Source organism: Arthrobacter sp. HMWF013, from assembly GCF_003061105.1.
Classification (GTDB): Bacteria; Actinomycetota; Actinomycetes; order Actinomycetales; family Micrococcaceae; genus Arthrobacter.
Map to the genome: position 1 here is coordinate 1 of NZ_QAIQ01000567.1, position 12,752 is coordinate 12,752.

The following is a 12,752-nucleotide window of genomic DNA, read 5'->3' on the forward strand; positions in this document are numbered from 1 at the left end:
GGGGTATGCCTACCGCATCATGGACGCCAAGGACGTGGGACTGCCGGGTTAGCCCCGCCGTTCAGGTAATACCCTGCGAGCCATCCCGTTCCGTCGTGCCGGTCCGCGGATCAAACTGGGGCCGCTGGTAGGCCAGTTCGCCGCCGCTGCGGCCGCCGAACGGCCTGCCGTGGTCAGCAAACTCTTCCCGGAAGTAGGCCAGCCGCCACTGGCCCAGCTGGATCCTGGCACCCGTCCGGAGCACGGAAGGACCGGTCCGGCTGACACTGCCGCTGACCTCACCATGCGGTACCAGAATGTACTCATCGTTCTCGTCATGCCTGATCTCCGCGTGCAGCGGCTCCAGGCCGGCGAGCTGCAGGGACGAGCCGGGATCAGCCCCGATGCTGAAGGTCTCCCGGTCCAGGGTCACCTCCCGCGGGGTCTGGCCGTCCCACTGTGCGGCGTCCTGGACAAAAATCAGTCGTGGCCGGCCGCTGCCACGTGTGTGGTGCGTGGTGGTGACACGCCGGGTGATTTTCCGCTTAACCGTGGGCATCAGAGGCAGCGGGGTCTCGGGAGGCAGCAGCGAGAAGGCCCGGGATGGACGGCGGCCCGGCCTCATCAAGGGGACCAGGGCGCCGAGCTTTCCCAGCCTGATGTGTGGTGATCGGGTGACCAGCCGCTGGGACGCCGGGCTGTTGACGGCCCCGAGGCTGACGATGCTTCCATCCGGCCCATCGATGGTGACACTCAGTCCCTGGTCGGCGAGCGCCTTGGCCAATGGCCGGATCTCTTCCAGGGATGGCATGGATCCCCCGAGGACTGCATCCAAGCCGTCCACGGTGATGGTGACCGCTGTTCCCGCCGCCCGGGCGCTGCCGCGGGTGACGGTTCCGGATTCGTCCGTATAGGAGAAATCCAGATCAAGGTCCAGCCGGTATCCGGGCACGGCGGTCAGGCGCGGTTCTGGTCTGAACCGGCAGCGTCGTTGTCGCTGGTGGTCACCCGCAGGCTCCCGTTGAGCTTCCACGTGGCGCGGGGGGCATCGGGGCCGATGTCACGCGGCACCTCAACTGTCATGTCAACGAACTGGTAGTTGATGGCAGCGCCCTTGCCGGTGAGATAGGACCACATTTCCTCGGCCAGATCGGCCCAGTCCCGGATGCTGCGCTCGCTGGTGGCGGTGTTTTCGGAGGTGTTGAAATCAGGCATTACGGTAATTCCCCTTAGTAGGCAGTAGCTGTGAGTCACTGGTTTGTTGCGGGAAACGAAGGCCCCGGAAGGCCCGTAGCCTCACTGTATTCCCGCTGCGGGCGCTGCGGAACCCAAAGGGACCTGAACGTTCTGCACCCACAATGCGTTCCCGGCGTCGTGCGTGCAGAAAGCCCGGTGGTCCCGCACACTGGAGGAATGCGCCAGAACCCCACTCCCGTCATCCCCCTTCCCGGCCAGGAATCGGTGTGGGAATACCCGCGGCCGCCCCGTGTGGAGGCCAGCAAGGAAAGGGTCCGGATCTTCCTGGGTGGTGAACTGATCGTGGACACCAATGACTCGGTCCGCGTCCTCGAAACGAGCCATCCGCCGGTCTACTACCTGCCCCGCTCAGCCTTCCGTCCGGGCGTGCTGGAACCGGCTGCGGGAAGCAGTTTCTGCGAGTTCAAGGGCACGGCGAGCTACCTCAGCATCCGCGCCGGGGGAACAGTTGCCGGGGAAGCGGCCTGGTTCTATCCGAGGCCGACGGCAGGGTTTGAGATCCTGGCTGACAGAGTGGCCGTGTATCCGGGCCGGGTGGACCGCTGCGAGGTGGACGGCGAAAGTGTGCGGCCCCAGGCAGGGGGCTTCTACGGCGGTTGGGTCACTGACAGGGTGGTGGGGCCGTTCAAGGGTGAGCCGGGCACACTGGGCTGGTGAGGGATCCACCCGCCCTCCCGCCGAAAGTACAGTGAACGTTCAGAAAACTCACAGACTCCGGGAGCATGATGGGAGCATGAAGAAGACCGGGCCCGAAGCCAAGCTGCTGGTTGTTGATGACGAACCGAACATCCGCGAGCTGTTGTCAACGTCCCTGCGCTTCGCCGGCTTCGAGGTGGTATCTGCCGCGAACGGCCGTGACGCGCTGGCCGCAGCCGAGCTCCACGCACCCGACCTGGCGGTGCTTGACGTGATGCTGCCGGACATGGACGGGTTTACGGTCACCCGCAAGCTCCGCGCCTCCGGCAAACACTTCCCGGTCCTGTTCCTGACGGCCAAGGACGACACCGAGGACAAGGTCACAGGCCTCACCGTGGGCGGGGATGACTACGTCACCAAGCCTTTCAGCCTGGACGAGGTAGTGGCCCGCATCCGTGCGGTCCTGCGCCGTACCCAGCCCTTGCTCGATGACGACGCCGTCATCCGCGTGGATGACCTGGAGCTCGACGACGACGCCCACGAAGTACGCCGCGGCGGCGTGGTGATCGAGCTGTCGCCGACCGAATTCAAGCTGCTCCGCTACCTCATGCTGAACCCCAACCGTGTGCTGTCCAAGTCCCAGATCCTGGACCACGTGTGGGAGTATAACTTCAACGGCGACGCCTCGATTGTGGAGTCCTACATCTCCTACCTCCGGCGCAAGGTGGACATCGATCCGGATGCCCCCGCCCTGATCCAGACAAAGCGCGGCGTGGGCTACGTGCTCCGGACGGCAGAGAAGCGCTGACCTTGCTGCAGCGGTGGAAATCGGCCTCCCTGAGGTCCCAGCTGGTGGCCATGATCATGGCCCTGCTGATCGTTGCGCTGACGGTAACCGGCGCGGGCACGTTGACCCTGCTGCACAGCTATCTTCAGGGCCAGGTGGACGACAAGCTCAACGCCGCCGTCGACCTCGCGGACAAACAACGCTCCTTCACGCCGCTGACGGCACCCAACCCGATGGTCCTCACGGACTACTCCCTGATACTTTTCACGCCCGGCGAGAATCCGCAGTTGTTCGGCGGCGACCCGGACGACCACCCGGACATCAGCACCATCTCGGTTGAGGAAGCGCAACAGCGTGAGGCACGCCCGTACCAGGTCCGGGGCACAGACGGCCAGAACTGGCGCGTGGTGGCCGTGACGGTGCTCAGCAACAACCGTCCCGCCGTCGTGGTGATCGGATTGCCCCTGCAGAGTGTGGACGATGTCCTTCAGCACGCCACACTGGTGGTCTGCGGGGTTGGCCTGATCACGCTCCTGCTGGCGTCCCTGATTGCCAGCTGGACGGTCTCGCGGGCTTTCCGGCCGCTTGCCAGGGTGGAGAAGACCGCCGCCGCCATCGCCGCCGGGGACCTCTCCCGGCGTGTGGATGTTGATAATCCCGGCACGGAGCTGGGCCGGCTCGGCAGTTCCCTCAATGCCATGCTGGCGCACATCGAGACCGCTTTTGCTGCCCGGACCGCCTCCGAGGGCAGGATGCGCCGGTTTGCCGCCGACGCCTCCCACGAACTCCGGACGCCGCTGGTGACCATCCGGGGATTCTCCGAGCTGTACCGACACGGCGCGCTGACCACCGACGAGGACGTGGCCACGGCAATGGGCCGGATCGAAAGCGAAGCCAAACGGATGGGGTCCATGGTGGAGGACCTCCTGCTGCTCGCGCGTTTGGACGAACAGCGCCCGCTGCAGCAGAAGCCGGTTGACCTGCAGTTGATTGCACATGATGCGCTGGTGGACACCCAGGCCAGCGACCGCACGCGTCCCATTTCCCTCATAGGGCTCGACGGCGGCCCGGCGGCCCCGGCGCCCGTGCTGGGCGACGAAGCGAAGCTGCGCCAGGTGGTGGGAAACCTGGTGGGGAACGCCTTGCGCTATACGCCTGAGGGGAGCCCGATCGAACTTGCGGTTGGTGTCCGGACGTCCGACGGCGGGCGGCAACTGTCCGTCGTTGAGGTCCGGGACCACGGCCCCGGCATCTCAGATGCGGACGCAGTAAAGGTCTTCGAACGCTTTTACCGGGCGGACACTTCACGGACCCGTGAAACCGGTGGCAGCGGCCTGGGTCTCGCGATCGTAGCGGCAATCGTCGGCTCGCACGGCGGTTCCGTCCGGGTGGAACAGACCGACGGCGGCGGCGCCACCCTGGTGGTCAGCCTGCCCATCCGGGACGAGGCTCCCGCGGATGACGCCCATGGTTATGCGAGCGACCCCGGTGAAAGCGACGACGCTGCGGGCGACGGCGACGCAGGCACCGGCGGGGCCAGTGACGGCAGGGTTGTCCACATATAGGAACTGAGCGTGGCAGGCCTGTGCGGCCCTTCCGTAGGCTCGTTGAAGTGGTCCGGAGCAGCCGGGCCGGGCAGCGGATGCTGTCCCACTACGTCGAGAGGCACCTGTCATGAGCATCATTTCCGTCGATACCGAGCTGCTCGAGCTCAAGTCAGCCAACGTCAGGGCAACTGTGGACCGGATCAGCGCCGATGTGCACACCATGAAACGTGGCCTCGACGAACTCCAGGCCACCTGGCGCGGCTCCGCGGCCAACAACTTCCAGGCCCTGGTCACTGAATGGACCCTGACCCAAGGCAAGGTTGAGGCCTCGCTGGCGTCCATCAACATGGCCCTGGCTTCGGCGGCCGCCAGCTATGCCCAGGCCGAGCAGGGAAACACCCAGCGCTTCAGCTGAGCTGGGGCCCCGCGACCGGTCAGGGCGGCGCTGCTAGGCTTCGGGCGTCTCCTGGTGGAACCGGAGCCGCCACCTGGTGCCGTCGAGGACCCACAGTGAACTGCGGAGGGTCGTGCCCGAGCGCGAGTAGCTTCGGTACGTCAGCAGGACCGCGCCGGTGCCGATACGGTCCGCGCCCAGGATTTCCAGTTCCGCCTGGTGTCCGGGGTCTTCCTCCAGGGCCATCATCTTCGCATCGCGGGTCCAGACCCTGCCGGAGGCCCCGATCTCCATGAAGTCGGGGTGGAGAAGGCCTCCCGTGCGGCCGATGTCGCCGCGGACGTCCGGGCCTGACAGCTCGCGTTCGAGTGCCTCAGCGGTTTCTTCGGGGCCAGGCCCTGCACCATTGGCCTGGGGAGCGCCAAAGGATTCGCTTTCCAGTTCGCTGAAAAGGTCCGGCTCCTCGTAGCTCTCAGGACGGAAAGACCCGGTTCGGCCATTCGCGGCCGCAGGAATCCTGGCCGCCGGAACGTGGGCTGCCGGGGCTTTGGTCGACGGGGCTTTGACGGGGCTCGCAACCGAGCCTGCCTGTGCCGGAGCTGCTGCTGCCGGAGCACCTGTTGCTGCGGCCGGGGCTGGGGCAGCAGGGGCTTCTGCGGACGGAGCACCTGCAAAGCCGGGACCGGAACGGGCCGCAACCCCTTGCTGGTACGCAGTGGCAGCTGCACGCGCGCGCTCATCAGCTGCCTCGTTGAGGTGATGGCCGGCGTGGCCCTTGACCCACTCGAAGGTGTACTTCCGGCCTGCGAGTTCCCGGTCCAGCTCCTTCAGGAGCTCTACGTTCAGGACGGGTTTACCGTCCGCCTTCCGCCATCCCTTACGCTTCCACCCTGGCATCCATTTGGTGATGGAGTTGATCACGTACTGGCTGTCGCACAGGACCCGCAGGTCTTCACCCGGAACGTGGGCGGTGGCACGGAAGAGATCGAGGACGGCCATCAGTTCGCCCTGGTTGTTGGTGCCGTGCGGCCAGCCGCCTGCCCGCCAGCAGTCATCATTCACGTACCAGGCCCAGCCAGCAGGTCCCGGATTGCCTAATGCCGAACCATCGGCCGCCGCAGTAATCGTCACTGAACCATCCTGCCAGACGGCCCGCCACAACACCGCCATGCAGGAATCTCCGCACGGCCGGCACGGCCGTCGGGAAAACGCTTACCGAAGCTCTTGACGCGGAATGCCGACATCCTGCAGAATCAACCGTGATGAGAAACCGCTTTCTCAGCAGCAGACTTCCCCAGGGCGATGGCGCCTCAGCGGAATACCTGGAGTGTTGCTCCACGAGGACGAGGAAAGGCAGATCAATGACGATTAAGACAGATCAGCGGAAATTCAGCCGGCGAAGGTTCCAGCTCAGCGCCGTTGCAGTGGCCGTATCGCTGCTCGCTACAGGATGCGGAGCGTCCACGGGGTCTGACAGCAATAAAGAAGTCACCTTGCGGTTCGCCTGGTGGGGAAACGAGTACCTGAACGCGCAGACCGAAAAAGTCATCTCCGCGTTCGAGGCCGAGCACCCCAACATCAAAATCGAGTCCGAACCCGGCGAATGGGCCAGCTACTGGGACAAGCTTGCGACGAAAACTGCTGCCAACGACGCTCCCGACGTCATTCAGATGGACCAGAAATACATTGCCGAGTACGGCGGACGCGGAGCGCTGCTGGACCTTTCCAAGCAGAGCGGGATCGACACCACCAAGCTGGACAAGGAATCCCTGGCTTCGGGCCAGTACGACGGCGCCCAGTACGGTCTGAGCACCGGGAAGAACGCCTACGTCATCATGGCAAACACCAAGGTCTTTGAAGCGGCCAACGTCCCTGTACCAGACGACACCACCTGGACCTGGGACGACTTCATGGCAACGGCGAGCAAACTCAGTGCGGCCGGGGATGGCAAGAACTACGGTGCGGCCTACGGCAGCAACGAGGCCGACCTCATCATCTGGCTGCGGCAGCACGGCGAGAACCTGTACTCGCAGGACGGCACCCTTGGCTTCGACACCGCAACAGCCGCCTCGTTCTGGGAGCGCCTGAAGGAACAGCGTGATTCCAAGGCGAGCCCGCCGGCCACGGTAGCTACGGAGGATTCGGGAGCGGGCCTTGAGGAAAGCCTGTTCGGCACCAACCGCGTAGGCATGGCGTGGTGGTGGACCAACCAGCTCGGCTCGCTGGAAACCACCACCGGGAGCGGCATCAAGATGCTCCGCGCCCCAAGCGTTGATGGACAGTCCTCGGAGAACGGAATGTATTACAAGCCCACGATGTTCTGGTCGGCGTCCTCTCGGTCCAAGCACCCGGAGGCGGCCGCCACGTTCATCAATTACCTTGCCAACAGCCCGGCAGCGGGCACCATCCTCATGACAGACCGCGGGGTGCCCAGCAACCCGGAAATCGTTGAGAAAATCACCCCTGACCTCAAGCCGGCGGACACCACCGTGGTCGCGTTCCTCAAGGACATCGCCCCGGACATCGCTGACGCACCGCCGGTTCCGCCGGTAGGGGCCGGAAGCGTTCAGAACGTGATCAAGCGCTTCACCGACGAGGTGCTTTATGACCGCCTCACGCCCCAGGCTGCAGCGGAGGCCTTCAAGAAAGAGGTCGAGGGAATGCTCGCCACTGCCCGCAAGTAGAGCAGGCCTGCTTCCCGACCGGACAAAACCTTCAAACGCAAAAACGCGGCCCCCTCACTGAGGGGGCCGCGTTTCTGTGCGGAAAGATTCCGGCAGATGGGGACTAGAAGCCGCCCATGCCGCCCATCTCGTCGCCGCCACCCATGGCCGGAGCGTTCTTCTCCGGCTTGTCGGCCACGACGGCCTCGGTGGTGAGGAAGAGACCGGCAATGGAAGCCGCGTTCTGCAGGGCAGAGCGGGTCACCTTGACGGGATCGTTGATGCCGGCAGCCAGCAGGTCGACATACTCGCCGGTTGCTGCGTTCAGGCCGTGACCCGCAGGCAGGCCGCGGACCTTGTCCACCACAACGCCGGGCTCAAGGCCTGCGTTGAAGGCGATCTGCTTCAGCGGAGCGTCAATGGCAACGCGGACGATGTTCGCACCGGTTGCTTCGTCACCCGTGAGGTTCAGGTTGGCGAACGCCTTGGCGCCGGCCTGGATCAGTGCAACGCCGCCACCGGCGACGATGCCCTCTTCAACAGCAGCCTTTGCGTTGCGGACAGCGTCCTCAATGCGGTGCTTGCGTTCCTTCAGCTCAACCTCGGTTGCGGCACCGGCCTTGATGACTGCAACGCCGCCGGCCAGCTTGGCCAGGCGTTCCTGCAGCTTCTCGCGGTCGTAGTCCGAATCGGAGTTTTCGATCTCGGCACGGATCTGGGAAACGCGGCCGGCGATCTGGTCGGCGTCGCCGGCACCTTCAACGATGGTGGTCTCGTCCTTGGTGACAACAACCTTGCGGGCGCGGCCCAGGAGTTCGAGTCCGGCGGTCTCCAGCTTGAGTCCGACTTCCTCGGCGATGACCTGGCCACCGGTGAGGACAGCGATGTCGGCCAGCTGGGCCTTGCGGCGGTCGCCGAAGCCCGGAGCCTTGACGGCAACGGACTTGAAGGTGCCACGGATCTTGTTGACGATCAGGGTGGCCAGGGCCTCGCCCTCGATGTCCTCGGCAATGATCAGCAGCGGCTTGGAGGACTGCATGACCTTCTCCAGGACAGCAACCAGTTCCTTGACGTTGGAGATCTTGGAGTTGACGATCAGGATGTACGGATCCTCAAGGACCGTTTCCTGGCGCTCAGCGTCGGTGACGAAGTAAGCGGAGATGTAACCCTTGTCGAAGCGCATGCCCTCGGTGAGCTCAAGCTCCAGGCCGAAGGTGTTGGACTCCTCGACGGTGATGACGCCTTCCTTGCCCACCTTGTCCAGGGCTTCGGCAATCAGCGCGCCGATTTCGTCGTCACCGGCGGAGATGGAAGCCGTGGCCGCGATCTCTTCCTTGGTTTCGATTTCCTTGGCGGAGGCCAGCAGTTCAACCGTGACGGCTTCTACAGCCTTCTCGATGCCGCGCTTGAGGGACAGCGGGTCAGCGCCGGCCGCAACGTTGCGCAGGCCTTCCTTGACGAGGGCCTGGGCCAGCACGGTGGCGGTGGTGGTGCCGTCGCCGGCGACGTCGTCCGTCTTCTTGGCAACTTCCTTGACCAGCTCTGCGCCGATCTTTTCGTAAGGATCGTCCAGCTCGATCTCCTTGGCGATGGAAACACCATCGTTGGTGATCGTGGGGGCGCCCCACTTCTTTTCGAGGACGACGTTGCGTCCACGCGGGCCGAGGGTGACCTTGACGGCGTCGGCGAGGATGTTCAGGCCCCGCTCAAGACCGCGGCGTGCCTCTTCATCAAATGCAATGATCTTGGCCATAACGGCAGTAGTCCTTTCGGGACAGTCGTTAAGAATGAACCGCACTGCAGTGCCCGCGACGGACGATCCATAACCGGCGGCCTCTGTATGCCGCGGCTGGGGATCTCACTCCAGCTTGGTATTTCTTTCGCTCCACGACCTTCGCAAAGCGTCGTTTCCGGGATAAAACGGACGATGCTTTAGCAGTCGGTACGTAAGAGTGCTAACTCAATAATTAGCACTCCACAGGTGAGAGTGCAAGCGAACGGCCCGGTTATTCACTCTGCGGGCGGGCGGTTTCGCCGCGGGCGATCACCCGGCTGCCCGGCCGGCCGCCTCACGGCCGCTGAGCAAGGCCCTGTTGTCTGCGGCATAGGTGAACACCATGAAGTTGGCGGTGGTGATGTCACCGTTGGCGTCGAAGGCAACCGGCCCCGATTCGCCGTCGTAATTGATCCCGGCACCGGTCTTCAGAATGCCGTTGCACTCCGCGAAGGACAGGCACGGCTTGCCGGACTGGGCGGTGGCCTGGCCGCCTGCCGCTCCCCCGGACACGGCGATCAGGTTGGCCGCGATGGAGCGCCCGGCATCGTCCTGCCCAGCGGCTGCCGCCAGGACCGCCAGGTTCACGGCGTCGAACGTCTCCGCTGCGAAGGACAGGTCCTTCAACCCCGGGTTGACTGCCACCAACCGCGCCTGGAAGCCGGCTGAGGGAAGGACGCCGGGCACCACGGCCCGGGCGCCGTCGAGGGCTTTGGAGCCCAGCCCGGACCCATACTGGGCGAACGCGCCCTCGCTGAGGACGATTTTTCCGCCGGAAAGCCCCACATTGTTGAGCTCGGCGATGGCGCCCTGGGCGCCGTCCCTGGCAATCAGCACCACGGAATCGGGTGTGGCCCCCTGGGCCTCCGCGGCCGCCTTCCGGGCATCGCCGGGTTTGAATCCGGCCGTGGCCACGGTGTCCAGGCCGGCGTCTTTTGCAGCGCTTGCTACCGCAGCCGCGACGTCCTTGCCGTAGGCGCTGTCCTGGTGGACCACAGCCAGCCTCTTTGCGCCGCCGTCCTTGGCGAGCTTCACCAGCACGGAAGCCTGGGCAACGTCCGCCGCCGCAGTCCGGAAGTAGTAGCCGCCGCTCTTGTAGCCGGTCAGGCCGGCAGCTGAGTTTGCCGGTGAAATCAGGGTCACCCGCGCCCGGGAGAGCACATCGATGGCGGCGGCGGCATGGCTGGAATCAGTGGGTCCGATCACCACGTCAGCTTTGGCAGCTACCAGCTCCCCCGCCTGTGCAGCCGGGTCAGTGCCTGCCGGCCTGGGAAGGAACTCCACCGGCCTGCCTTTGTGACCGCCCGCGGCGTTGATTTCCTGCACGGCCAGCGTCGCAGCGGCGAACTGGGAATCATTGAGGAACGCCTGGTCCCCCGTGCTGTCCAGAATCAGCCCGATGCGCAGGGTGCCATCACCTGACGCTTCGGCGGATTCCAGCCGGGCATTGCCTGGCGCTCCGGAGCAGCCAGCCAGCGCCAGGAGGGCGGCGCTTCCGGCCACGGCACGAAGGGCGGCTACACGGAAAGTCGAACTGAATTTGGCCGGCTTCACTCCGCGGGCCGGACGCTTTCTGCCTGGGGGCCTTTCTCGCCTTCGCCGATTTCAAGCTCAACGCGCTGCCCCTCATCGAGTGCGCGGTACCCCTCGCCCTCGATGGCGGACCAGTGGACAAAAACGTCGTCGCCGGAGCCGTCCACGGTAATAAAGCCATAGCCTTTTTCCGCGTTGAACCACTTAACGGTTCCCAATGCCATGATGATTTCCACTCTTTCGGTCGTGCCGCCGGCCCACCTCGCTGTGTGCCGCTTGTGACGGACCAAGGCCTGAAATCACTCTAGCGACAAGCTCCCCCGAAGGCCGAGGCACCCGGCCCGGCCGGAGCCCAATAGTTATGGGAGCCCACCTGTTGTGCAGGCGGCACTAGCGGTAATCGGGTCCGAGGACCACTACCAGCGGCACCTGGAAATCAGGGCTTTGGACAACTGTGGGAATGCTCAGCAAGGCAGAAACAGCATCTGCGTTCGCCTTCTGCGCCGGACCTGAATAGTAAACCGCCGAGGTCTGCTGCGGCGCTCCACCCCAGTTGCCCACCTGCCCAAGCGTCCAACCGTCGGCCTGGACCAGCGAGCTGATGCGTCCAGCGAGCCCTGCCGTTCCGGCGGCGTTATAGATCGCAATACCCTGTGTTTTGTCCAGGAGAGCGGCCGACGGCGTTGCGCTGGGTGCAGTGCTCGGCTCAGCCTTGGCCATCGCGGACTCCGAGCTTGCCGTGGGCTGGGCGCTGGGCGTCGCTCCGGTGGTGGCCAACGGAGCTGCGCTTGAATCCGGGGTCGCAGTGGTTTCGACGCTCGTGGACGCCTGGCTTCCGGCCTGCGTGAAACCGAGTTTGGGAAGGATCAGAAAAGCAACCAGGCCGATGGCCAACGCCACTGCACCGACTGCCAGGACGGGCCACAGCTTGCGCCGGGCGGGCGCCGAGGCCGCACGGTGGACACCTTGGCGCGAAGCGGTCTCCGGGACCTTGTCGAATTCATCCCGAGCGTATTTGGTCATGGTGGTGAGACATCCTTGTTGATTGCTGCTGATGGCTCAGCACAGACGTGGTCAGGCGTCGGAACCCAGGCGGCGTGCTGTGCGTGCCCGCTGACGCGACGTACGTAGTCTACGCAGTCTCTTGACCAGCATGGGGTCGTGGGCCAGCGCAGCCTCGGTATCGATCAGGGCGTTCAACAGCTGGTAGTAGTGCGTCGCGGACAGATCGAACAGCTCCCTGATGGCCTGTTCCTTTGCGCCCGCGTACTTCCACCACTGGCGTTCCAGGGCAAGCATCTGCTGGTCGCGCCCGCTGAGCTGTGAGTCACGCGGCGTAAAATCGGCAAGCTGTGAGGTCAGCTCTGCCGGCTCCGGCACGTGCTCCCGAGCAGGTTCCGCCACGTCACACCCCTTCGCTGGATAAGTTGGAAATCCCACCCCATGTTACGGCGCGAATAACACGCTTGTCATTTCCCCCGGCTCCGGTTTTCTGGCCAATCCTTGCCCCCCTCAACGCGCCGGCAATGCCACCGCCTTCCCAATAATCCGAAAAACGGGGCCCGCTTCCCTGCGAGAATGGGAGCGTGTTTGAATCTGACGCTTTGTTTGAGCTGGAGACGGACCCGGCGGACACCCTGGACTTCGCTGAGATGGCCGGACTGCCTTTGCGCGAGCTGATGGCTGAGGACTGGGCGGCGGCGCTGGCTGACGTTGAGCCTCAACTGCGCAGCGTTCTCGCCTTCCTGGCAACGGAAGTTGCCGCCGGCCACCAAGTGCTCCCCTCGCCGTCGAACGTCCTGCGTGCCTTCCGGCAGCCGCTGGCCGGCGTGAAGGTCCTGGTGGTAGGCCAGGATCCCTACCCGACGCCGGGCCACGCCGTCGGGCTGTCGTTCGCTGTTGATGCCAGGACCCGGCCCATTCCGCGGAGCCTGGCGAACATCTACCGCGAGTTGGAGGCCGATCTCGGCATCCCCGCCCGCGTCCACGGCGATCTGTCCGCCTGGGCAGACCAGGGGGTGCTTTTGCTGAACCGCGTCATGAGCGTACGCGCAGGCAGCGCAGGATCCCACCGGGGCAAGGGTTGGGAAGCCATCACAACGGCGGCAGTTACCGCCGTTGCCACCCGGCGCACCCCCGACGGCGTCCGGGCCCCGCTTGTTGCGGTGCTGTGGGGCAAGGA

General features: G+C 64.9%; 14 protein-coding genes. 6 read left to right on the forward strand and 8 right to left on the reverse strand.

Annotated elements, in window-relative coordinates; translation table 11 throughout:
* Positions 1-61 precede the first annotated feature (61 nt).
* Together DBR22_RS19320 and DBR22_RS19325 are read right to left on the reverse strand one after the other, a co-directional pair.
* Positions 62-931, reverse strand: coding sequence for an FHA domain-containing protein (locus DBR22_RS19320; RefSeq protein WP_108600334.1), 870 nt, complete (start codon positions 929-931; stop codon positions 62-64).
* 5 nt (positions 932-936) lie between these two features.
* Complete coding sequence (locus DBR22_RS19325; RefSeq protein WP_108600335.1) at positions 937-1,194, reverse strand: hypothetical protein; 258 nt, start codon at positions 1,192-1,194, stop codon at positions 937-939.
* A gap of 198 nt (positions 1,195-1,392) precedes the next feature.
* Between DBR22_RS19325 and DBR22_RS19330 the strand changes: the two genes are divergently transcribed.
* From DBR22_RS19330 to DBR22_RS19345, 4 genes are all read left to right on the forward strand, one after another.
* The gene (locus tag DBR22_RS19330; protein WP_108600336.1) at positions 1,393-1,893 is read left to right on the forward strand and encodes a DUF427 domain-containing protein; all 501 of its coding nucleotides are present in this window, start codon (positions 1,393-1,395) and stop codon (positions 1,891-1,893) included.
* 76 nt (positions 1,894-1,969) lie between these two features.
* Positions 1,970-2,680 (forward strand): response regulator transcription factor, encoded by a 711-nt coding sequence (locus tag DBR22_RS19335; RefSeq protein WP_108600337.1) that lies wholly within the window; start codon positions 1,970-1,972, stop codon positions 2,678-2,680.
* A gap of 2 nt (positions 2,681-2,682) precedes the next feature.
* Positions 2,683-4,224: a sensor histidine kinase gene (locus DBR22_RS19340; RefSeq protein ID WP_181365252.1), complete on the forward strand. Its 1,542-nt coding sequence runs from the start codon at positions 2,683-2,685 to the stop codon at positions 4,222-4,224.
* 109 nt (positions 4,225-4,333) lie between these two features.
* Positions 4,334-4,621, forward strand: a complete 288-nt coding sequence (locus tag DBR22_RS19345; RefSeq protein ID WP_108600338.1) for a WXG100 family type VII secretion target — start codon at positions 4,334-4,336, stop codon at positions 4,619-4,621.
* A gap of 33 nt (positions 4,622-4,654) precedes the next feature.
* Here DBR22_RS19345 and DBR22_RS19350 read toward each other — a convergent pair whose 3' ends face one another.
* Positions 4,655-5,731 carry a ribonuclease HI family protein gene (locus tag DBR22_RS19350; protein ID WP_108600345.1) on the reverse strand — a complete coding sequence of 359 codons (1,077 nt, stop codon included), beginning with the start codon at positions 5,729-5,731 and terminating at the stop codon, positions 4,655-4,657.
* A gap of 230 nt (positions 5,732-5,961) precedes the next feature.
* Between DBR22_RS19350 and DBR22_RS19355 the strand changes: the two genes are divergently transcribed.
* Positions 5,962-7,284 (forward strand): ABC transporter substrate-binding protein, encoded by a 1,323-nt coding sequence (locus DBR22_RS19355; RefSeq protein WP_108600339.1) that lies wholly within the window; start codon positions 5,962-5,964, stop codon positions 7,282-7,284.
* Between the two features lie 103 nt (positions 7,285-7,387).
* Here DBR22_RS19355 and groL read toward each other — a convergent pair whose 3' ends face one another.
* The 5 genes from groL to DBR22_RS19380 all read right to left on the reverse strand — a co-directional run bounded on the left by groL (position 7,388) and on the right by DBR22_RS19380 (position 11,974).
* Complete coding sequence (gene groL / locus DBR22_RS19360; protein ID WP_108600340.1) at positions 7,388-9,016, reverse strand: chaperonin GroEL; 1,629 nt, start codon at positions 9,014-9,016, stop codon at positions 7,388-7,390.
* Between the two features lie 291 nt (positions 9,017-9,307).
* Complete coding sequence (locus tag DBR22_RS19365) at positions 9,308-10,591, reverse strand: ABC transporter substrate-binding protein (protein WP_108600341.1); 1,284 nt, start codon at positions 10,589-10,591, stop codon at positions 9,308-9,310.
* Positions 10,588-10,794, reverse strand: a complete 207-nt coding sequence (locus DBR22_RS19370; RefSeq protein WP_108600346.1) for a cold-shock protein — start codon at positions 10,792-10,794, stop codon at positions 10,588-10,590. The genes DBR22_RS19365 and DBR22_RS19370 overlap by 4 nt, the downstream gene beginning before the upstream one ends.
* A 166-nt stretch (positions 10,795-10,960) precedes the next feature.
* Positions 10,961-11,593, reverse strand: a complete 633-nt coding sequence (locus DBR22_RS19375) for a LytR C-terminal domain-containing protein (RefSeq protein ID WP_108600342.1) — start codon at positions 11,591-11,593, stop codon at positions 10,961-10,963.
* Positions 11,594-11,644: 51 nt separating this feature from the next.
* Positions 11,645-11,974: a DUF3263 domain-containing protein gene (locus tag DBR22_RS19380; RefSeq protein ID WP_108600343.1), complete on the reverse strand. Its 330-nt coding sequence runs from the start codon at positions 11,972-11,974 to the stop codon at positions 11,645-11,647.
* 182 nt (positions 11,975-12,156) lie between these two features.
* Between DBR22_RS19380 and DBR22_RS19385 the strand changes: the two genes are divergently transcribed.
* The coding region (locus DBR22_RS19385; protein WP_181365253.1) for a uracil-DNA glycosylase at positions 12,157-12,752 on the forward strand (596 nt) is incomplete at its 3' end.